Source organism: Streptomyces umbrinus, assembly GCF_030817415.1.
Classification (GTDB): domain Bacteria; phylum Actinomycetota; class Actinomycetes; order Streptomycetales; family Streptomycetaceae; genus Streptomyces; species Streptomyces umbrinus_A.
Genome location: NZ_JAUSZI010000002.1, coordinates 7,553,668 through 7,575,270, shown reverse-complemented (window position 1 = coordinate 7,575,270; position 21,603 = coordinate 7,553,668). Strand labels below are relative to the sequence as shown.

At 70.0% G+C, this 21,603-nt stretch carries 17 protein-coding genes; 3 read left to right on the top strand and 14 right to left on the bottom strand.

Annotated elements, in window-relative coordinates:
- Positions 1-42 precede the first annotated feature (42 nt).
- The 8 genes from QF035_RS33530 to QF035_RS33495 form a co-directional block, all read right to left on the bottom strand.
- Positions 43-756: an LPXTG cell wall anchor domain-containing protein gene (locus QF035_RS33530; protein ID WP_307524209.1), complete on the bottom strand. Its 714-nt coding sequence runs from the start codon at positions 754-756 to the stop codon at positions 43-45.
- Between the two features lie 722 nt (positions 757-1,478).
- Entirely contained in the window at positions 1,479-1,739 is a 261-nt protein-coding gene (locus QF035_RS33525) for a hypothetical protein (RefSeq protein ID WP_307524207.1), read from the bottom strand.
- Between the two features lie 230 nt (positions 1,740-1,969).
- Positions 1,970-2,212 carry a hypothetical protein gene (locus QF035_RS33520; protein ID WP_307524205.1) on the bottom strand — a complete coding sequence of 81 codons (243 nt, stop codon included), beginning with the start codon at positions 2,210-2,212 and terminating at the stop codon, positions 1,970-1,972.
- 344 nt (positions 2,213-2,556) lie between these two features.
- Positions 2,557-2,823: a hypothetical protein gene (locus QF035_RS33515; RefSeq protein WP_307524203.1), complete on the bottom strand. Its 267-nt coding sequence runs from the start codon at positions 2,821-2,823 to the stop codon at positions 2,557-2,559.
- Between the two features lie 367 nt (positions 2,824-3,190).
- Entirely contained in the window at positions 3,191-3,445 is a 255-nt protein-coding gene (locus QF035_RS33510) for a hypothetical protein (protein ID WP_307524201.1), read from the bottom strand.
- Positions 3,446-3,682: 237 nt separating this feature from the next.
- Positions 3,683-4,045 (bottom strand): hypothetical protein, encoded by a 363-nt coding sequence (locus tag QF035_RS33505; RefSeq protein WP_307524199.1) that lies wholly within the window; start codon positions 4,043-4,045, stop codon positions 3,683-3,685.
- 179 nt (positions 4,046-4,224) lie between these two features.
- Positions 4,225-6,144 (bottom strand): AMP-dependent synthetase/ligase, encoded by a 1,920-nt coding sequence (locus QF035_RS33500; RefSeq protein WP_307524195.1) that lies wholly within the window; start codon positions 6,142-6,144, stop codon positions 4,225-4,227.
- A 128-nt stretch (positions 6,145-6,272) separates the two neighbouring features.
- Positions 6,273-7,079 carry an SDR family NAD(P)-dependent oxidoreductase gene (locus QF035_RS33495; protein ID WP_307524193.1) on the bottom strand — a complete coding sequence of 269 codons (807 nt, stop codon included), beginning with the start codon at positions 7,077-7,079 and terminating at the stop codon, positions 6,273-6,275.
- Positions 7,080-7,221: 142 nt separating this feature from the next.
- Here QF035_RS33495 and QF035_RS33490 point away from each other — a divergent pair, with 142 nt between their 5' ends.
- The 3 genes from QF035_RS33490 to QF035_RS33480 all read left to right on the top strand — a co-directional run bounded on the left by QF035_RS33490 (position 7,222) and on the right by QF035_RS33480 (position 10,308).
- The gene (locus tag QF035_RS33490) at positions 7,222-7,806 is read left to right on the top strand and encodes a TetR/AcrR family transcriptional regulator (protein ID WP_307524191.1); all 585 of its coding nucleotides are present in this window, start codon (positions 7,222-7,224) and stop codon (positions 7,804-7,806) included.
- 37 nt (positions 7,807-7,843) lie between these two features.
- Entirely contained in the window at positions 7,844-8,458 is a 615-nt protein-coding gene (locus QF035_RS33485; RefSeq protein WP_307524189.1) for a chorismate mutase, read from the top strand.
- Positions 8,459-8,628: 170 nt separating this feature from the next.
- Positions 8,629-10,308 (top strand): hypothetical protein, encoded by a 1,680-nt coding sequence (locus QF035_RS33480; protein ID WP_307524187.1) that lies wholly within the window; start codon positions 8,629-8,631, stop codon positions 10,306-10,308.
- Between the two features lie 462 nt (positions 10,309-10,770).
- Here QF035_RS33480 and QF035_RS33475 read toward each other — a convergent pair whose 3' ends face one another.
- The 6 genes from QF035_RS33475 to iolD form a co-directional block, all read right to left on the bottom strand.
- Positions 10,771-12,486, bottom strand: a complete 1,716-nt coding sequence (locus tag QF035_RS33475) for a vWA domain-containing protein (protein ID WP_307524186.1) — start codon at positions 12,484-12,486, stop codon at positions 10,771-10,773.
- A gap of 202 nt (positions 12,487-12,688) precedes the next feature.
- A complete protein-coding gene (locus QF035_RS33470) occupies positions 12,689-13,615 on the bottom strand; it encodes an ABC transporter permease (protein WP_307524184.1) in 927 nt (308 codons plus the stop codon).
- Positions 13,612-16,257, bottom strand: coding sequence for a CocE/NonD family hydrolase (locus QF035_RS33465; RefSeq protein WP_307524182.1), 2,646 nt, complete (start codon positions 16,255-16,257; stop codon positions 13,612-13,614). The genes QF035_RS33470 and QF035_RS33465 overlap by 4 nt, the downstream gene beginning before the upstream one ends.
- A 210-nt stretch (positions 16,258-16,467) precedes the next feature.
- The gene (locus QF035_RS33460) at positions 16,468-17,895 is read right to left on the bottom strand and encodes an APC family permease (RefSeq protein ID WP_307524180.1); all 1,428 of its coding nucleotides are present in this window, start codon (positions 17,893-17,895) and stop codon (positions 16,468-16,470) included.
- A 255-nt stretch (positions 17,896-18,150) separates the two neighbouring features.
- Positions 18,151-19,653, bottom strand: coding sequence for a CoA-acylating methylmalonate-semialdehyde dehydrogenase (mmsA, locus tag QF035_RS33455; RefSeq protein ID WP_307524178.1), 1,503 nt, complete (start codon positions 19,651-19,653; stop codon positions 18,151-18,153).
- A gap of 14 nt (positions 19,654-19,667) precedes the next feature.
- Entirely contained in the window at positions 19,668-21,563 is a 1,896-nt protein-coding gene (iolD, locus tag QF035_RS33450; protein WP_307524176.1) for a 3D-(3,5/4)-trihydroxycyclohexane-1,2-dione acylhydrolase (decyclizing), read from the bottom strand.
- Positions 21,564-21,603 lie beyond the last annotated feature (40 nt).

Genomic DNA, 21,603 nt, shown 5'->3' with positions numbered 1-21,603 from the left:
GCCGGGTGCCGGAGGTGCTTCCTCCGGCACCCGAGCGGAGCGCTATCGACGGGATTCGGCTCGGCCTCGTCGGTACAGGATGGCGCCGCTCGTCAACAGCAGCGCGGCGATGCCCGACGCCGCCAGCACCTGCTCGTTGGTGCCGGTCTCGGGCAGGGAGGGCGGTTGTGTCGGGGGCGAGGCCGGTGGCTTCCGCGGCGGGGTGCTGGGCGGAGTGGTCGGGGGCGGCGACGCAGGCGGTGACTTCACCGGTGGCGTGGCGGTGGGCGGTGACGCCGGCGGCGTGGTGGGGGGCTTTGTGGGCGGTGTGTCGCCGTAGCCGCCATAGCCGTAGTCGTCGCCGTAGCCGCTGTCGTAGCCGTGGTCGTCGCCGTAGCCGTAGTCGCTGTCCTCGCCGTAGTCGCTGTCCTCGCCGTACCCGGCAGCGTCGTCGTGATCACTGTCGTGTCCGTGGTTCCCGTCCTCGCGGCCGTCAGCCGGGGCCGAGTCGTGGGCAGCCCCCTGCGACCCGCTGGGGTTCGGGCCGCCGATGCGGGAGTTCACGGGGGACGGGTCGGGCGCGGTGCTCACGTCGCTGGTGTTGGGACTCGCGCTTGCGGGACCGTTCCCCAAGGCGTGGAGGACACTGTCGCCGGGCAGGGCAGCAGGCGTGTCGGACAGGGCGCCGAGTGGGCCCCCCGAGGTCTCCTCGGGGGGCGAGTCCGCGAACGCCGGGATGACGTACAGGGACAGCACACTCGTCGCAGCGGCGGTCACGACAATTCCCTTGCTCAGGTTCTTTCGCAATCTCGTCGTCTTTCTGATTTCTGATCGAATAAGGGGGAAGATCCGGCTGACTCGGCAGTCAGTTCCTCCTTTTCTTCCCACCGTTGCGCCGGGAAGCGATTTCACGCCTGCCGTAGTTTCGTCGCCAGCCGATTTTTTGACTGGTCCAGTGATGGGACCCGGTGAAGTGCCAGTACTGACAGTCGGAGCATCGGTAGATACGATCCGGGATCCTGTCCAACAGTGGCTGCCTGACCAGCCAGACCCTCGCCTCGGATTCAGTACGGAACGACGCCTTCCCCGTCTTCGGGCAACGCGGCAGGATAATTACATCAGTCATGTTCCCTCCGAGGCGCGATTCGGATCGAATTCTCCTTCGCCGGAAGGACGGAATCGATGCCACCTCAGCAGTAAACCCCCGGATCAAGCGGGCGCCCGCCTTACGGATGAGTAGCCATCAAGCTTCATCCGAATGGCCCCGCATTGGCCGCTGATGTGAATTGCACTGATATGAATTGCACTGATCGGATGATATCCGACGAACGCGCCACTCTGTTCGAACCTGAAAGAAACTTCAATCTCGATATATGCAAAAAAGCCAGCGACCATCAGGGGAGGGATGGCCGCTGCCTTTATCGGATCGGATCGACTCTGCGCACGCACGGAGAGATCCGGCTTCATTCAGTTCTCGATCAGCCCCGGGATCCCCTGGATCAGCGACTGTCACGATCTTGAGTGACCTGCGTGCAGAAATTTCCGATGTTCGTAACACTGTCACCCAGGACGGTGATCGGCGCATTGACCTCGACCAGGGAGCTGGAGCTGTATTCCTGTTCACAGTTCAGCAACTGCGCGTTTTCGATGGCGGTGTCGGGCTGGTCGTCAGCGCAGTGAGCCTGGGCGACCCCGGCCCCCGTCAGGCTGATACCACCGATAGCGGTTGTCACCAGCATGATCTTTTTGAACCTGTACACGCGTAACTCCATGGATTGACTCGCGGCCACTACGAAACGTCGTGGCTCCATCCAGAACGGCAAAGGAGATGTCGAGCTTCTGGCATCTCGACATCTCCTGTTCTACGCATTGTTGCCGCTGCCCCTTCGGCCCGGAGCCACCAGATCGATCAGGGCGTCCGACGCGACAAGCATGGGAGCAACGGGTTTCGCACTGAAGGCGCGAGACCCGCCCCCCGCCGCACGTCGGTTCAGTCTTCGATGTTGACCGCCGAGCAGAAGTTGCCGATGTTCTGCTCCACGTCGCCAGTGGGGGCCGCGGGAAGGGCGGTGAAGACGGCGGTGGATTCGAACGCCTGCTCGCACTTCACGACCTGCAGGTTGTCGACGGCGAACGGGTCGTCGTAGCCGTTGGCACTGGCAACCCCGCTACCCACAAGGCCGAGACCGCCGACCATGGCCACTACGGCAGCAGTGTTCTTGAGCTTGTTCATCACGTCTCCGTTTTCTTCACGCACACGGGCCTCCTTACGGACCGTGTCCGACTCGTCACAGACGCTAACACGACCCTCCCTTACTCCGCCATTTCAGACACGCCGGATTAAGTGGGACTAATCAAGTTATTCACACCTTTTACGACAACCAGAGCAGCCGGGTGATCCGGTTAACTGGAATTCCCGACGCGCCTGCCTCAAGTAGGAATTACGCAGACCCGCAGGGACTTCCCGCCGGCCCGCAGCCGAAAGCCCAAAACAAAGCGCCCCGGAAGGCCAAAGCCCTTCCGGGGCACCAGTCATCCTCAGGCGGCAACGCCGCCCGCAGGCACCACAGCGCCTGATCAGTCCTCGACGTTGACCGCCGAGCAGAAGTTGCCGATGTTCTGCTCCACGTCACCACCAACGGTCACGGGAGCGGCGGCGAAGGCGGCGCCGCCGTCGAACGACTGCTCGCACTCCACAACCTGCAGGTTGTCGACGGCGAACGGGTCGTCGTAGCCGTTGGCACTGGCAACCCCGCTGCCCACAAGGCCGAGACCGCCAACCATGGCCACTACGGCAGCAGTCTTCTTGAGCTTGTTCATCACGTCTCCGATTTCTTCACGCACACGAGCCTCCTTACGGACCGTGTCCGACTCGTCACAGACGCTAACACGACCCTCCCTTACTCCACCATTTCAGACACGCCGGATTAAGTAGGACTAATCAAGTTATTCACACCTTTTACGACAACCAGAGCAGCCGGGTGATCCGGTTGACTGAAATTTGATATCGCAGGTATGCGAATTACCCCCAACCCACCTCGGATCACCCAAAAACAAAGTGCCTCCGGCGGGTGGTGGGGAACAAGAGCGTGACCCTTGTTCCCCACCACCCGCCGGAGGCACCGCATTCGCGCCCCGGAAGGTCAACACCCTTCCGGGGCGCCAGTCATCCTCAGGCGGCAACGCCGCCCGCGGGCACCACAGCGCCTGATCAGTCCTCGACGTTGACCGCCGAGCAGAAGTTGCCGATGTTCTGCTCCACGTCACCACCGGCCACGGGAGAGGCGATGAAGCCGGTGCCGGCGTCGAACGTCTGCTCGCACTCCACGACCTGCAGGTTGTCGACGGCGAACGGGAACGGGTCGTCGTAGTCGCCGCCACCGCTGGCGCTGGCAACCCCGCCGCCGGCAAGGCCGAGACCGCCGACCATGACCGCCACGGCCGCAGCCTTCTTGAGCTTGTTCATCACGTCTCCGTTTTCTTCACGCACACGATCCCCGTTACGGACCGTGTTCGGCTCGTCACTGACGCTAACACGAGCCTCTCTTAACGCACGATTCCCGACAGGCCCAATTGAGTGACGCTAAGCGAGTTACGCACCTTTTGGCGCAACCGGCTTCACGGGACCCGGCGGAGGCGCGGCGGTCGCCGCCGTCCACCCGGATCCTGACGGAACGTGGGATGGGTGGCGGCGACCGTTTGCTCAGGCGGATCCCGGCGCGGAAGCGGCGGCAGGGGTACAGAGAGTGGTGCTCTCGCCGTTGGCCCGCAGCGTGGCGCAGACCTGCGGGACCCTGGGCACGGTGAGGGTGACGCTCTGCTGAACATTGGCCTCAACGGTCTGTTGCAGCCTCGCCAGTTCGACGTCACCCGCGGCGATCGTCACACCAACGGTCTGCGTTTCCTGGCATCGGATGCTGACGGTGACCGCACTGGTCACCGCACTGTCGGCCTTCTGGACGCCGACCGCGCAAGGGAAGTCCTGCTGCTGCACAGCGGCCCGTGCCGGCGCGGCGGCGAAGAGCGGTGCGGATGCCAGCAGCACGGTGGCCGCCGAGCGGAGCATGCGGTGAGACAAAGGTCCTCCCAGGAGCTGGGGCAGCCGCCAACGGGCGGTCGGCCCTCGATCGCGGCACCCAAATACCCATTAGGCGCCTTTCCGGGACGATGCGACCATAGGCTCCCGAACCACGCAACGCGGGTGCGCCGTCCGGCCGACGGTCGGGTCGGCCGATCCGGAGGGTGTCAGCTGTGGTACAGCGCCTCGATCTCCTTCGCGTACGCCGCTGTCACCGCGTGGCGCTTTATCTTCAGGGACGGGGTGAGCAGCCCGTTCTCCTCGGTGAACTCGCCTTCCACCAGGGCGAATTCGCGGATCGACTCGGCACGGGAGACGGCCTGGTTCGCGTGGTCGACGACCTTCTGGACGTCTGCGCGTATGCGGGGGTCGTGAACGAGCTCGGAGACCGGGGTGTCCGCCGGCATCCCGCGGACGTAGAGCCAGTGGGTGAGGTCCTCCCGGTCCAGGGTGATCAGGGCGGCGACATAGGGGCGGTTGTCGCCGACGACGACGCACTGGCCGACCGGCGGGCGACTGCGGAGACGGTCCTCCAGGACGGCCGGGGAGACGTTCTTGCCGCCGGAGGTGACGAGGATGTCCTTCTTGCGGCCGGTGATGGTGAGATAGCCGTCCTCGTCGAGGTCCCCGAGGTCGCCGGTCGCGAACCACTCGTCGGTCAGGGCGGCGTCGGTGGCGGCCTGGTTGTTCCAGTAGGCGCCGAAGACGATGCCGCCCTTGATGAGGACCTCGCCGTCCTCGGCGATACGGATCGAAGTGCCGGGGACGGGGAGGCCGACCGTGCCGGGGCGGGGGTTGAGGGGCGGGACGATCGTCGCCGCGGCGGTGGTCTCGGTCAGGCCGTAGCCCTCGTAGACGATGATGCCGGCGGCGTAGAAGAAGAGGTTGAGGTCGCGGTCGAGCGGGGAGCCGCCGCTGATGGCGTAGCGCGTGCGGCCGCCGAGCTCCCTGCGGATGCGGCGGTAGACCAGCAGGTCGTACAGGGCCCAGGCGGCGTACAGGCCGGGGCCGGGGCCCTTGCCGCGGCCGAGGAATTTGTCGAGGTGCGCCTCGCCGAAGCGGACGCCGACGCGGTGCGCGCGGTCGAAGGAGGCGGCGCGGCCGATCCGTTCGGCGGTGGCGCGGCCGGTGCCGTGGATCTTCTCGAAGAGGTACGGCACGCCGACCAGGAAGGTGGGCCGGAACTCCCGTAGCGCCGGGCGGAGTTCGTCGGGCTTGATGCTCGGGAAGTGGCCCAGTTCGATACGGGCCGTCAGACAGGCGATCTGGAGGGTGCGCCCCAGGATGTGGGCGAGCGGGAGAAAGAGGAGCGTCGAGGCGATCTGGCCGGTGACCTCCTTGAAGATGGGGTACAGCAGCTCGACCGTGTTCGCGGCCTCGGCGTGCAGATTGGCGTGGGTGAGGACGCAGCCCTTGGGCCGGCCGGTGGTGCCGGAGGTGTAGCAGATGGTCGCGACGGTGCCGGGGGTCAGCGCGGCACGCCGCCTGGTGACCTCCTCCTCGGCGACACCGCCGCCCAGAACGGTCAGATCGGAGATCGCTCCCCCGTCGATCCGCCACACGTGCGGCGGATCCGGATGGTCGGCCGTGCCGGTCGCGACCGCCGCCGCGTTCTCAGGGGTCTCGACAACAACGAACCGGGCGTCCGAGTCGCGGACGATCCACTCGATCTGCTCGGGCGACGACGTGGGGTACACGGGCACGCTCCGGCCGCCCGCCGCCCAGATCGCGAAGTCGAGAAGCGTCCACTCGTAGCGCGTACGGGACATGACCGCGACGCGGCCGCCCGGTTCGAGGCCCGCCGCGACCAACCCCTTGGCGACGGCGGTGACTTCGCGGGCGAACGCGGCCGCGGTCACCGGCTGCCAGGTGCCGTTCTCCCTGCGGCGGAGGACCACGGCGTCGGGGGCCTCGGCCGCGTTGGTGAAGGGAAGATCGGCGATGCTGCCGGTGGCGGCCTTCGGGGCGAGGGCCGGCATGCGCGCCTCACAGACAGCTCCGTGGTGGTCCCTGGTGATCTCGACCTTGGTGCGGTCCGCGAGATCGGTGCGCTTCTTCGCCCGTTTCAGGTCCTTGCGTACGCCCATGACAGCTCCCGGTCGCGGCTCGCGTTACGCGGTGGCGCGTACTTACTTCCGGGTAAACTTACTCATGCGTAGGGGATTTTCAACCCGCTTGGAGATTTCCCCGGTCGGGCGGAGCACCCGCGCGGACCTCAGGCGGCGACCCGCTCCCGCCCGGTCTCCGACTCCAGGACCTTGCGGGTGACGCGCTCCGCCATGGCGGCCACCAGGGTGCGCGGGCGGCGCGGGGTGAGGTGGGCGCCCAGGGCGTTGCCGAGGCCCGGGGTGACATAGGCGCGGTCGCGGTCGAGGGCGCGCAGGGCGGCCCGTACGACGGGTTCCGAGGTGGTGAAGGAGCCCGTGACCGCGGCCTTGCGGGTGCCGATCGCCTCGAAGAAGCCGGTCTCCACCGGGCCCGGGCAGAGGGCCGTGACCTTGATGCCGCGACCGCGGTACTCCTGGCGCAGGGCCAGGGAGAAGTTCAGGACGAACGTCTTGGTGGCGCTGTAGACCGCGAAGTACGGGCTCGGCTGGTAGCCCGCCGTGGAACCGACGTTCAGGACCGCGCCCGAGCCGCGCTCCAGCATGCCGGGGATCAGGGCGTGGGTGAGGTCGACCAGGGCGACGACGTTGACCATCATCTCGTCGTGGTCGCGGGACGGGTCGATGTCCTCGAAACGGCCGCAGGTGCCGAACCCCGCGTTGTTGACCAGCAGGTCGACGGCGAGACCCCGGGCGGCGAGGGCGTCCGAGACCCGCCGGGCCGCGTCCGGTTCGGCGAGGTCCTGGGGCAGCACGTGCGCCTGGACGCCGTGGCGTACGCGGAGCCGGTCGGCCACCTCTTCGAGGCGGCCCTCGGAACGGGCCACGAGGACCACGTCGTGGCCGCGCGCGGCGAGCTGGTCGGCGAACTCAGCGCCGAGCCCGGAGGAGGCGCCGGTGACGAGAGCGAGAGTCATGGTGGTTCCTTTCGCTTCTGGATGCACTATCTACTACATAAGAGTAGCCACTTCCCATAGAACCGCAACAGCAATGTTGCAGATAACAGAGAAACCGCTGCCTTCACGTATCGTTTGACCCACGTCACCTCAGGAGGTCCCCATGGCCGAACCGGCCGTCCGGCGGCTGCGTGCCGACGCCGAGCGCAGTGTGCGCGTGATCCTGGAGGCGGCCGAGCGGGTGCTCGCCGCCGATCCCGGCGCGTCCATGGAGCAGATCGCGGAGGCAGCGGGGGTGGCGCGGACGACGGTGCACCGGCGGTTCGCCAGCCGGCGGGCGCTGATCGAGGCGCTCGCCGAGTCGGCCGTACGCCAGCTCGCCGAAGCGGTCGAGGACGGCCGCCCGGACACCGCTCCGCCGCTGGTCTCCCTGCATCGCATCACCGCCAACGTCCTGCGGATCAAGGGGGCTTGGAGCTATGCGCTGAGCCGTCCGGACGACGAGGGCGGGACCGCGGCTTCGGGCTGGGAACAGGTAGGTGCCCGCTGCCTCGAACTCCTCGGACGCGCGCGGGACGAGGGCCTGCTCGACGCCTCCGTGGACCTGGAGTGGACGCGGCGCGTCTACTACGCGCTCATCGGCGAGGCCTTGCACGGACCCGAGGCCCAACAGGACCCGGACGCACTGGCCACGCTCGTCGTCGATACGTTGCTGCACGGCGCGGGGCGACGGCCAGGCGCCAACTGACCTCTCCCTGAACCGACTTCCTTTCGAAGGGAACCCAGTGCGACCCCACCGCCTCCGGTCCGTCTTCGTCACCGCTGCCGTACTCGCCACCGCCGCGGTCTCCGGAACCACGTCCGCGACCGCCCACGCTCCGGCCGCCTACACATCCGCCACCGCCGTACGCGCATCCGGTCTCGGCGCTCTTACCGAGTTGTTCGCAGAGCGGCTGTTGCTGGCGGACAAGGTGGCGGCGGCCAAGTACGGCACCGAGTCGCCCATCGACGACCCGGTGCGTGAGCGGCAGATCCTGGACGACGTCGCCGCGCGGGCGGCCGGGCTCGGGCTCGACCCGGACTCCGTGACCGCTGTGTTCCGCGACCAGATCGAGGCGAACAAGCTGGTCCAGCGCGGCCTGTACGCACGCTGGGACGCCCACCCCGACGAGCGGCCCACCGAGCGCCCCGACCTGGCCAAGGAGGTCCGCCCGGCGCTCGACCTGATCACCACCCGCCTCCTGGCGTCGCTCCGGCAGACGGCCCCGGTCCGCGCCGACGCCTCCTGCGGACCACGCCTGTACGCCGCGGCCGCGCTGTCCGCGTACGAGCACCGGCTGGACGTACTGCACCTGAAAGGGCTCGGCCGGGCGCTGCCGTCGGTCTGCGCCACGGCCTGACTCAACGTCAGTTCCCACTGCTCGGTCCCCCGTTCGGCCCACCGCGGACAACATCCGGCGTCAAGCTCGACTTGACGGGGGCCGATGAACGGGACATGACGTCGACGCACTCCCCAGCGCACCCCCCATACCCGAAGCCCCGCCCGCCCTCCTCTCCCTCCTCCTCCTCCGTGTCGCTGCCGCCCGGGCCGGGGCAGCGGGCGCTGTGGGCGGACCGGGCCCGGGTGGCGGTGTGGCTGGGGCCCGCGCTCGTGGTGGCGTACGCCGGGTTCCAGCGGCGGTGGATGTCCGACGACGCCTACATCTACGTACGGACCGTGCGGCAGGTGCTGGCAGGCAACGGGCCCGTGTTCAACGCGGGTGAGCGGGTCGAGTCGTCGACCGGGACCCTGTGGCAGTGGCTGCTCGTGGCGGCCGGGACAGTAGGCGTGGATCCGGTGTCGGCGGCGGTGCTCGGGGGACTGCTGCTGACCGCGGCCGGCTTCGCGCTCGCGGGGCTCGGGGCGCTGCGGACGTACGGCGGTCGGGCGGCCGTGCCGCTGGGGTCGCTGGTCCTGCTCGGCCTGCCGCCCGTGTGGGACTTCGCCACCTCCGGTCTTGAGACGGGACTCGCGACGTGCTGGATCGCGGGCGCGTGGCTGGCACTGATCACCCGGCCCTCCTCCCTCCTGACCTCGGCGGTCATCGGGCTCGGGCCGCTCGTCCGTCCCGACCTGGGGCTCGTGTCCGTCGTCTTCCTCGGCGCGCAGTGGCTGCTCGTACAGCCGTCGTGGCGGGGCACGCTCGCGGGTGCGGGGGCGGCGGGCGCGCTGCCGGCCGCGTACGAGGTGTTCCGGGCCGGGTACTACGGGCATCTCGTGCCACTGCCCGCCGTGACCAAGGAGGCTTCGCAGAGTCTGTGGGGGCGGGGCCTCGGGTATCTCGGCGACTTCGCGCATCCCTATCTGCTGTGGGTCCCCGCGCTGTTCGTGGCAGCCGCGGTGCTGCCCGCGCGCGGCGGGCTCGCCGAACGCGGGGTCACGCGGCTCGTTCCCGTGCTCGCGCCCGTCGTCGCCGGAGCGCTGTGCTGGCTGTACGTCATCAAGGTCGGCGGTGACTTCATGCACGGGCGGATGCTGCTGCCGGGGCTTCTGCTGATGCTGCTGCCCGTCTTCGTGGTGCCGGTGACACGGGTGGGCGCGCTGGCGGCGGTCGGGGTCGGACTGTGGGCGGTGGTGTGCGCGGGGTGGCTGCGGATTCCGTACGGCGGACAGATCGGGCCGGCGGGGATCGCGGACGAACGTGGCGTGTATGTCCGCCACAACGCCGATCCGCATCCCGTGCGGCACACCTTCGTCGGGGCTCCGCATCACCTGGAGTACGCGCGCAAGGTGTGGGCCGCGCGGTACTCCGGAGCGCCGGCCCTGCTGTTCGGCAAGGAGGGGCGGGTGGCGGCGCCCGTGGGTGCGGGCGCTCCTTCCATGACGGCCAGCTATGTGGTGCTGGGGCTCAACGGATCGGTCGTGCCGCTGGACGGGGCCGCGCTCGATCCCATCGGGTTGGCCTACCCGGTGGCCGCGCATTCGGAGCGGGTCGGGGGCGGACGGGTCGGCCACGACAAGCGGCTGCCGGCGGCGTGGCTTGCTGCGGATCGGGGTGTGCCGGGGGACGCGCCCGGCTGGGCCGACCCTTCCGAGGTGGCCGCCGCTCGGCGCGCCCTGCACTGCGGTGCGCTTGCCGAGTTGAACTCGGCGACTCGGGGGCCGCTGACTCCGGGACGTTTTCTGAGCAACATCACTGGAGCCTGGGAACGTACGGCGTTTCGTTTCCCGAATGATCCTGTGCGGGCTGAGAGGAAGTTGTGCGGGTGAGTGGGGGCTGGTCGCGCAGTTCCCCGCGCCCCTAGTGGGTGGGGGCTGAGGATCCAGGGATCGTGCGGGTCATCCGTGGCTGGTCGCGCAGTTCCTCGCGCCCCTAAAAGATTGCGCAGTTCCCCGCGCCCCCAAAGAGCGTGGCCGAGGACGGTGCGCATCTGCCGGCCCGGCGGGGGCTGAGCGCGCAGTTCCCCGCGCCCCTAAAAGCCACAAGACTGCGCCGTTCCCCGCGCCCCTGAAGGGGCCCGCCCCCACCCTCCGGCAGTCGCCCTCCGGCCGAAGGGGTCGTGTCGGGGTTTCCGATCGCAGCACGACCTCTGACGGGCAACCAATCGGTGCGGGATGACACAGCTGCGATCGGATGCCCCGTCGCGGCCCCGACCCGACGACAAACGGCAGGCTCGTCTTCAGGGGCGCGGGGAACTGCGCGACCAGCCCCACCCCACCCGCAGACGACCACTACCCCAGATCCGTCGCCCGGTCGATCGTCTCGGCGAGCTGGCGGATCGGGCGGCTTTCCGTGGTGGAGGCCAAATCGTCGGCCCGGTCGGCGAGTTCGCGCAGCGAGGGCGGGACCGGCGCGGCGCCCCCGCCGACCGCGTCGGAGCGCAGGGCGTCCGCGAAGTACGCCGCAATCGCCGTGACTTGGAGACCGCTGCGCGCCGTCCCGGCGGACCACAGGCCCCGGTCGAGAGAGGAGGTCTCGACCTGCCCCGTCTCCTCGTGCGGAGTACGGGAGTCGGGGTCCAGCCACCGCACCGTGGCCGTGGCCACATGCCCCGACGCCCCCGGCCTGACCCGCACCGCGTACAGCGCCGTGACCGTATGCCCAGGACCGATCTCCCCGCCGTCCACACGGTCGTCGCGGAAGTCCTCGTCGGCGACCTGCCGGTTGTCGTAGCCGATCAGCCGGAACCGGTCAACGGTCTCCGGGTCGAAGGAGACCTGCGCCTTGGCGTCACGGGCGGTGAGGTCGATGTTCCGCGGGAGTTGGTCGACGAAGACCGTACGGGCGTCCTCGGCGTTGGACACGTACGTGGTGTGGCCGTCGCCCTTGTCGGCGAGGCGTTCCATCAGGGCGTCGCCGTAGTCGCTGCCCACACCGACGCCGAACAGCGTGATGCCGTGCTCGCGACGGGCGTCCGCGATGCGGTCGAGGATGGCGTCGGCGTCGGTCTCACCGGTGTTGGCGAGGGCGTCGGAGAGCAGCACGACCCGGTTGGTGGCACCCTCGCGCAGGCCGTCCACCGCCGTGCGGTACCCGGTGGTGACGCCCGCGCCGAGGTTCGTCGAATCCGTGGGCTCAAGCGTGTCGATCGCGTCGTGGACGCGGCCGCGGTTGTCGCCCAGGCGGGTCATCGGGAGCACGGTTTCGGCCTCGTCGCTGAAGGAGACGAGCGCGACCGCATCCTCGTCGCGCAGCCGTTCCGTCATCACGCCGAGGGACTCCTTGACCAGGTCGAGGCGGCCCGGTTCGGCCATGGAGCCGGAGACGTCGATGACGAAGGTCAGGGCGGCGGGCGGGCGTTCGCCGGCGTCCTCGGCCTCCCGGGTGGCGAGCCCGACCCTGAGGAAGCGCCAGTCCCGGTTCTCCTGGCCGAAGGTGTCGGAGTTGGCGTGCTCCTCGCCGCGCGAACCGTCCGGGGCGGCCGTACGGGCCCCGTCCACCGTGACCGTGAACCCGTCGCCGTCCGGGCGCTCGTAGTCCTGCTCCTGGCCAAAGCTGTTGATGAACTCCTCGGGGCGGACGGTCGACGGGTCGGGCCTGCGGCCTTCCTCAAGGGTGCGGCGCGCGTAGCCGTACGAGGCGGTGTCGACGTCCAGGGCGAAGGTGGAGAGGTAGTCGGCCGGCGGCGCACTCTCGCGGGATTCGCCCTTCTGGTCGCCCTCGGCGGTGCCGTCGTCGTTGCCCGAGGGGCCGGTCGGCTGGACGGGGGCGGGGGCCGGGAAGCCGTTGTCGTCCTTGGCCTTGCTGCCGCCCCGGTCGTACGAACTCCCGTCGCTGCCGTCGCCACTGCAGGCCGTGAGCAGAAGTCCGATGGCCACGCTCCCTGCGACCAGCGCGGCACGCACACGCCGCCGCCGTCCCGCCCGGACCCACCACCCCTCTCCAGGTCGGATACCCCGCGCTCCCCGCTCTTCCCGCCGTATCTGATGCCGTCCGCTGCGCCTCATGCGTGCCCCCTCGGGTGACCTCTTTGAGTCGACGTCTGTGACTGTGACGTCGGAGGCGGCCGGAAGGAGCGGGCCAAGGCGTTGCGGATGAATCTCAATGCGGCCACGGTGGACGGCAGTTGAGACCGGTGGGAGACCCTCCGGAGACCTGAGGGTGTCCGGAGCGCCCTTACGGCGGCGCTACGAGGCAGCTACGAGCCGTCTACGACACCACGTCCTTACGGGCGAACCCGCGGAAGGCCAGGGCGAACAGCACCATCGCATAGGTGAGCGACAGAGACGTGCCCTGGATCATGTCGCTCCAGTCGAGCTGCGGCTGGACGGCGTCGAGCCAGGCGTACTGCCAGTGCGCGGGCACGAAGTGGCGCCAGTCGCCGAGCGCCGTCACCTCGTCGAGGACGTTGCCGATGATGGTCAGCCCCACCGCTCCGCCGACCGCTCCCAGCGGCGCGTCCGTCTTGGTCGACAGCCAGAACGCCAGTGCCGCGGTGATCAGTTGGGACACGAGGATGTACGCCACGATGATCAGCAGGCGCTGGGCGGCGGTCCCGACGGGCAGCGTGCCGCCGACGGGGAGCTGCAGTGGCCCCCAGCCGTAGGCCGCCGTACCGACGGCGAGCGCTACGAGCGGCAGCAGCACCAGCGCGGCGAGGCTGAGGCCGAAGGCGACGGCCAGCTTCGACCACAGCAGCCGGGCCCGGGGCACGGGCGCCGCGAGCAGATAGCGCAGCGACGACCAGCTCGCCTCCGAGGCGACCGTGTCCCCGAAGAACAGCGCCACCGGGATGACGAGCAGGAAGCCCGCGGAGGCGAAGAGGTTCACGGCGGCGAAGTTCGCCCCGGACGAGGTCGCCGTGTCCATCAGGTTGATCCGCTGGGAGCCGTTGCCGCCGCCGCCCGGGTCGCCGACCTGGAAGGCGATCAGAAGGATGAAGGGCAGGGCGAACAGCAGCCCGCCCATCACCATCGTCCGGCGCCGCTTCAACTGCCGGACCAGTTCGACCCTCAGAGGCAGCGTGCGGCCCGCGCGGTAGCCGTCGGCGACCTCGACGGCCCGTGCGGGACCGCCCCCTGCACGCTCCTCGGCGCGCTCCTCGCGCTCCTCCGCGCGGTCGGCCAGCGTGCTCATGCGGACTCTCCGATCAGGGTGAGGAAGGCGTCTTCGAGACGGCGGTGGGGACCCACGGACTCCACCGGTACGTCCATCCGTACGAGCTCGGCGACCAGGCGCCGCGCGCTTCCGTCCGCGTCGAGCCGGACCAGGAGTCCGTCGTCGGTGCGGACGGCCGAGACCACACCCGGCAGCGCGGCGACCTTCTCGACGACGGGCTCGTCCGTCGGCGTGGCCGTGCCCACCAGCAGCGTGTCGCCCGAGCCGATGATCTCCTGCACCGGGCCGGCCTGGACCAGCTTCCCGTGGTCCATGACCACCAGGTGGGTGCAGGACTGCTCGACCTCGGCGAGGAGGTGGCTGGAGACGATCACCGTTCGGCCGGCCGCCGCGTAGCGGATCATGACCTCGCGCATCTCACGGATCTGCGGCGGGTCGAGGCCGTTGGTCGGTTCGTCGAGGATGAGCAGGTCCGGCAGGCCGAGCATGGCCTGCGCGATGGCGAGGCGCTGGCGCATGCCCTGGGAGTACGTGCGTACGGCTCGGGACAGTGCGTCGCCGAGGCCCGCGATCTTCAGGGCCTCGTCCAGGTGCGCGTCCTCGGGCGGGCGGCCCGTCGCCCGCCAGTACAGTTCGAGGTTCTCGCGGCCGGAGAGGTGCGGCAGGAAGCCCGCTCCCTCGACGAACGCCCCGACGCGCGACAGTACGGGCGAGCCCGGCCGGATCACATGGCCGAAGACGCGGATCTCTCCGGCGTCCGGTGCGATCAGGCCCATCAGCATGCGCAGGGTCGTGGTCTTGCCCGCGCCGTTCGGTCCCAGCAGGCCCAGGACCTGGCCCTTCTCCACGCGGAAGGTGAGGTCCCGTACGGCGTAGCGGTCCGCCGACTTGGCGTACCGCTTGCTCAGGTCCGTGATCTGGAGCGGGACTTCGGCCCCTGCCGGGTCCGGGGCGGGCGTCGTCGTGCGGCGCCGTCCGGTGAGCAGCAGGGCCAGCGCGAGCCCGGCGCCGGCGATCGGGAGCCACCACACCCACGCGGGAAGCGCCGCCGCGGCGGTGTCCCCGCCGAGCGGCGCGGGCACGGTCAGGCCGCTCTTCTGGGAGACCTGGGAGACCGTGTACGTCGCCGGGGCCGTCGGTGAGGCGTAGCCGAGGTCCGTCGAGGCGAGGACCAGGCGCAGCCGGTGGCCGTCGTCCACTTCGTGGTCGATCGCCGGCAGGGTGATCCGGACGTCCTTGCCGGCCTTGGCGCCCTCCACCCGGAGAGGCTCGACCAGTTGCGAGGGCAGCACCGGCTGGGCGCCGCCCGGCCCTACGTCGTACAGCTTCGCGAAGAGGACCGCGTCCTCGCTCGTCGACTTCACGTGGACCGTGACCGTCGGCGAGCCGGTGATCTGCAGATCCTCCTTCAGGGGCGCCGACTCGAACGAGGCGAACTGGCCGGGGAAGTCGAGGGACACCCCGACCCCGAGGGAGGACAGCTGGGACAGGCCGCCACCGCCGAGTCCGGGCAGGGCCGAGATGGCGGGCGGGCTGGAGCCCGCCGGGTTGTCGAAACGCTGCTCGCGACCGGTCAGGGCGATCGAGCGCCCCCCGCTCGTCAGACCGGGGTAGCTGTCCTCGGTCGCGCTGCCCAGCCGGGGCTCTCCGTCGCCGGAGCCCAGGCCGAGGGTCCGGGTGACCCGGAAGGCGGGGCCGGTGTCGACGCCCTTCTCGTCCTTCAGGTAGCGGTCGAACCAGGACTGCACACGCCCCTGGACCCGGTCCACCTCCATGTCGCCGCCGTCGTGCCCGCCCGCGATCCAGTCGACGTCGACGGGGGCGCCGTTGGCGCGGATCGCCTTCGCCGCGGTGTCGGCCTGGCCGAGCGGGAAGAGCGAGTCGGTCTGGCCCTGCATGAGAAGCGTGGGGACCTTGATGCGGTCGCCGACGGCGGAGGGGCTGCGCTCCTCCAGGAGCTTCGTCGCCGCCGCGTCCGGAGTACCGGACTCCGCGACCCGGTTGTACATCTCGCACAGCTGCTTCTCGAACTTGTCGCAGCCGCCGCCGGTGTTGATGAAGATGCCGGCCCAGAGCTTCTTGAAGACGCCGTTCGGGAACAGCGCGTCGGCGAGGTTCCAGTAGGTGATCGCCGGGGCGATGGCGTCCACCCGGTTGTCGGTCCCGGCGGTGAGCAGGGAGACCGCGCCGCCGTAGGACGCGCCGGCCATGCCCACGCGCGGGTCGCCGGTCCTGTCGAGCTGGACCTCCGGCCGCTCGGCCAGCCAGTCGATCAGCTTGGAGGCGTCGGCGACCTCGCCCTTGGGGTCGTTCAGCCCGATCTTCCCGTTGGATCCGCCGAAGCCGCGGGCCGACCACGTCAGGACCGCGTACCCGTCGCGGGCGAGGTCCTCCGCCTGGGCTCGTACGTCCTTCTTGCTGCCGCCGAAGCCGTGCGCGAGGAGGACGGCGGGCCGGCGTCCGGAGGCGTCGCCGGTGAAGTACGACGTGTCGATTCTCACCCCGTCGCCCGTACTGATCAGCTGGTCGGTGCGGTGTACCGCGGGTGCCCCGTCGGAGGCGACGGCACTCCACGTGCCGGCGCCGGCGAGCACCACGACGGCGGCCCCGGCGGCGATCCACCGTCGAGGCCGCCGCAGTGCGGGCAGTCGAAGATCCATGCGTCAACAGTACGGGCCGTACCTGTCGGCCCCAGACAGCTTCCAGGCTGAACCCCCACCCCTCCCACGGGAGTACGGGACCCCCGCGGGGTACCGCGTCCGCGGTACCCCGGGGAGAGTTCGGGCAGCTCTGTCGTGGCCGGGTGCGGGTTCGTCGTGGCTGATCGCGCCGACGCGGCGGAGCCGCATATCGGACACAGCCCCGCGCCCCTAAAGGGGCCCGCCTGTGTCCTCCGGCACCGTCACCAGCCAGCGGCTCTCCCTGCGCGGGCGCAGGTAGAAGGCCCAGTAGAGGGTCGCGGCCGCGGTGATGCCGCCCGTCCACAGGAGGTGGCTCGTCTCCTGCTGGGTGAGCACGTACGCGAGGACCGCGATCAGGAGGACCGGCAGCGCGGGCCAGAGTGGCATTCGCCACGCGGGCGCGTGACCGTGGGAGCCGCGGCGGGCGAGCAGGGCGGCGACCGCGACCAGGAGGTACATGCCCGTCACGGAGACGCCGGTGATGCCGTACAGGGTGTCCAGGTCGACGAAGCACAGGACCGCGCCGGGCACACCCACCAGGAGCGTGGCGACCCACGGGGAGCCGAACCGGCCGAGCTTCGACAGGACGTTGTTGACGGGCTCGGGCCAGGCCTTGTCGCGGGCGGAGGCGAACAGCACGCGGGAGTTCTGGATGACCATGACGATGCCCGCGTTGATGATGGCGAGGGCCACACAGAGGCTGACGAAGGTGCCGACCGCGGAGTTGGACCAGGCGGCGACCATGCCGCTGATGTCACCCCCGGTCAGCTCGGCGAGGTCCGAGGCGCCCAGCGTGATCGCGATCACGGGTACGAGGATGATCACCGCGGAGATGGCGAGGGTGGCCAGGACCGTACGGGCCACGTTGCGGCGCGGGTTCTCCATCTCCTCGGAGAGGTAGACGGCGGTCGAGAAGCCCTGGGTGACGAAGAGGGCGATGGCGAGCCCGGAGACGACCAGCATCGCGGTGACGGTGTCCGTGTGCCCGCCCTGCCCGGCCACCTCCATCGACACCAGGCTGCCCGCGCCGCGCTCGCTGTGGGCGAAGCCCAGGAGGGCGACCACGGCCGCCGCGACGACTTCGAGGACCAGGAAGACACCGGTGATCCAGGCGTTGGCCCTCAGGTCGAGCAGGCCCGCGAGGGTGGCGAGGAGCATCACGCCCGCGCCCGCCATGGACGGGTTCAGGTGCGCGACCGGCGCCAGGTAGTCCGCCGTGCCCATGGCGATCACCGGCGGCACGATCATGACGACGAGCAGCGACAGCACGAAGACCAGCCAGCCCGCGAGCCGTCCGGCCAGCGTCGACACCATGGCGTACTCGCCGCCCGCGCTGGGGATGAGGGTGCCCAGCTCGGAGTAGCAGAACGCGACGGCGATACAGAGCAGCGAGCCGACGGCGATGGTCAGCGCGGTCGCCGTGCCGAGGGTCGAGAACAGGTCGGGCACGACCACGAAGAGCGTGGAGGCGGGCGTCACGCAGGAGATCGTGAGCAGCGTGCCGCCGACGACGCCGATGGAGCGCTTGAGTTTGCGGGGGCCGTCCGGTGCGGGGACGTCCGGTGCCTCGGCGGCGGAGGCGGCGGAGGGCTGGACGGGGCGGAGCGTGTCGGTCATACGCGGCGGTTCCGATCGACTCGTACAGCGGATTGCGGAGCATCGAACCCCGACGAAAACCATCACGTCAATGGTTCGACTGCCACGAAATCCGTAGCTCGGAGGCGACTTCACTGCCGTATACGGCATCGATCCGCAAGCCGCTGCTCGTCCGGCGCCCGTACGGGAACCGCAGCCCGGGCGTCAAAAAACGTCAGGCCGTCCGGAGTCCGGACGGCCTGACGCGGGTGGGCGAGGGTGCTCAGTGGTTGCGGATCAGTGGTTGCGCGGGAAGCCGAGGTCGACGCCCGTCGGGGCCTCCGACGGATCCGGCCAGCGGGTCGTGACGACCTTGCCGCGGGTGTAGAAGTGCGTGCCGTCGTTGCCGTAGATGTGGTGGTCCCCGAAGAGGGAGTCCTTCCAGCCACCGAAGGAGTGGTAGCCCACCGGCACGGGGATCGGCACGTTCACGCCGACCATGCCCGCCTCGATCTCCAACTGGAAGCGGCGGGCGGCGCCGCCGTCCCGGGTGAAGATCGCGGTGCCGTTGCCGAAGGGGGACCCGTTGATCAGGGCCACGCCCTCCTCGTACGTGTCGACGCGCAGCACGCACAGCACCGGGCCGAAGATCTCGTCCCGGTACGCGTCCGACGACGTAGGCACCCGGTCGAGCAGGGAGAGCCCGATCCAGTGGCCGTCGTCGTGGCCCTCGACTGTGTAGCCGGTGCCGTCGAGGACGACCTCGGAGCCCTGGGCGGCCGCGCCCGTCACGTACGAGGCGACCTTGTCGCGGTGGGCCGCGGTGATCAGCGGGCCCATCTCCGAGGTCGGGTCGTTGCCGGGGCCGATCTTGATCTTCTCGGCGCGCTCGCGGATCTTCTCCACCAGCTCGTCGCCGACCGCGCCGACGGCGACGACGGCCGAGATGGCCATGCAGCGCTCGCCCGCCGAGCCGTAGGCCGCGCTCACCGCGGCGTCGGCGGCCGCGTCCAGGTCGGCGTCCGGGAGGACCAGCATGTGGTTCTTGGCGCCGCCGAGTGCCTGGACGCGCTTGCCGTTGGCGGAGGCGGTGGTGTGGATGTAGCGGGCGATCGGGGTCGAGCCGACGAAGGAGACCGCCTTGACGTCCGGGTGCTCCAGGAGACGGTCGACGGCCACCTTGTCGCCGTGGACGACGTTCAGCACGCCGTCCGGCAGCCCCGCCTCCGCGAACAGCTCCGCGAGCCTGACGGACGCGGACGGGTCCTTCTCGCTCGGCTTCAGCACGAAGGTGTTGCCGCACGCGATGGCCAGCGGGAACATCCACATCGGCACCATGGCCGGGAAGTTGAACGGCGTGATGCCGGCCACCACACCGAGCGGCTGGCGGATCGAGGCGACGTCGACCCGGGAGGCCACCTCGGTCGACAGCTCACCCTTGAGCTGGACGGTGATCCCGCAAGCCAGGTCCACGATCTCCAGGCCGCGCGCGACCTCGCCGAGCGCGTCCGAGTGCACCTTGCCGTGCTCGGCGGTGATCAGCTCGGCGATCTCGTCACGGTGGGCGTCCAGCAGCGCGCGGAACTTGAAGAGGATCGTGGACCGCTTGGCGAGCGACGCGGTGCCCCAGGTCGCGTAGGCGTCCTTCGCGGCGGCGATCGCCGCGTCGACCTCGTCGACGGTCGCGAAGGCGACCTTCGTGGTCACGGCGCCGGTCGCCGGGTCGGTCACCGGCCCGTACGTACCCGACGCGCCCTCGACGGACTTGCCGCCGATCCAGTGGTTGACGATCTTCGTCATGACCGAGTGCTCCTTCACAGATGGCGGCGTCGGGTGGAGACGTGCCGTTCGTACAGCTCACGTGCCTTGACCGCCGACGGTCGGGTCGCGGTCTCGGCCACAGGAACATCCCACCAGGCCTGGGCCGGAGGCGCGCCCGACACTGTGTCTGCCGTTTGGGTCTCCACGTAGACACAAGTGGGAGTGTCGTCGGCCCGGGCCTCGGCGAGGGCGGCCCGCAGGTCGCGCACGGTCTTCGCGCGCAGGACCCGCATGCCCAGGCTGGCCGCGTTGGCGGCCAGGTCGACGGGCAGCGGGCGTCCCGTGTAGGTGCCGTCCTCGGACCGGTGGCGGTAGGCGGTCGCGAACCGCTCGCCGCCGACCGACTCGGAGAGACCGCCGATGGACGCGTACCCGTGGTTCTGCAGGATCACGACCTTGATCGCGATGCCCTCCTGGACGGCGGTGACGATCTCCGTCGGCATCATCAGGTACGTGCCGTCGCCGACCAGCGCCCAGACGGGACGGTCGGGCGCCGCGAGCCGTACGCCGATGGCGGCCGGGATCTCGTAACCCATGCAGGAGTAGCCGTACTCGACGTGGTACTGGTCGCGGGAGCGGGCGCGCCAGAGTTTGTGCAGGTCGCCGGGGAGGGAGCCGGCCGCGTTGATGAGGATGTCGTCGCCGGTGACGATCTCGTCGAGCAGCCCGAGGACCTGCGGCTGGGTGGGCCGGATGTCCGGGTCCTCGGCCTCGTACGCCGCGTCGACGCGGTACTCCCAGCGCTCCTTGTCGTCCGTGTACTCGGTGACGTACGCGGGTTCGGCGCGGTGGCCGTGCGGCGCGAGCGCCTCGGTGAGGGACTCCAGGGCCGTGCGGGCGTCCGCGATCAGCGGCCGGCCGGAGAGCTTGTGGCCGTCGAAGGACGCGATGTTGAGGTTCAGGAAGCGCACGCCCTGGGCGGTGAAGAGGGTGCCCGACGCGGTGGTGAAGTCGGTGTAGCGGGTGCCGACCCCGATCACCAGGTCGGCGGTGCGGGCGAGTTCACAGGCGGTCGCGGTGCCGGTGTGCCCGACGCCGCCGACGTCCGCCGGGTGGTCCCAGGTCAGCGAGCCCTTGCCGGCCTGTGTGGAGGCGACCGGGATGCGGGTGAGGTCGGCGAACTCCTTGAGCGCGTCCTCGGCCTCACTGTGGTGGACCCCGCCGCCCGCGACGACCAGGGGGCGCCGAGCGTCCCGGATCGCCCTGACGGCGGCGGCCAGTTGCTCCGGGTCGGCCACCGGACGGCGGACCGTCCAGACCCGCTCGGCGAAGAACTCCTCGGGCCAGCCGAAGGCCTCCGCCTGCACGTCCTGCGGCAGCGCGAGCGTGACGGCACCCGTCTCGACCGGGTCGGTGAGCACCCGCATCGCCTGCAGAGCGGCCGGGATCAGAGCCTCGGGGCGGGTGATCCGGTCGAAGTACTTCGACACCGGGCGCAGACAGTCGTTGACCGACACATCGCCCGCGTACGGGACTTCGAGCTGCTGCAGGACCGGGTCGGCGGGGCGGGTCGCGAAGACGTCACCGGGCAGCAGGAGCACCGGCAGGTGGTTGACCGTGGCGAGGGCGGCACCGGTGACGAGGTTGGTGGCGCCGGGCCCGATGGAGGTCGTGACCGCCTGGACGGAGAGGCGGTTGGACTGACGCGCGTAGCCGACGGCCGCGTGGACCATGGACTGTTCGTTGCGGCCCTGGTGGTACGGCATGTCGTCGCCGTACTCCAGGAGCGCCTGCCCGAGCCCGGCGACGTTGCCGTGCCCGAAGATGCCCCAGGTGGAGTCGACCAGGCGGCGTCGCACGCCGTCGCGTTCCGTGTACTGGGCGGCGAGGAACCGCACCAGTGCCTGCGCGACCGTCAGCCTTGTCGTCGTTGACGTCGGCTCTGTCATCGGTAGCCCTCTGCGCTTTCTTCGTGTCCCGGGTGGAAGC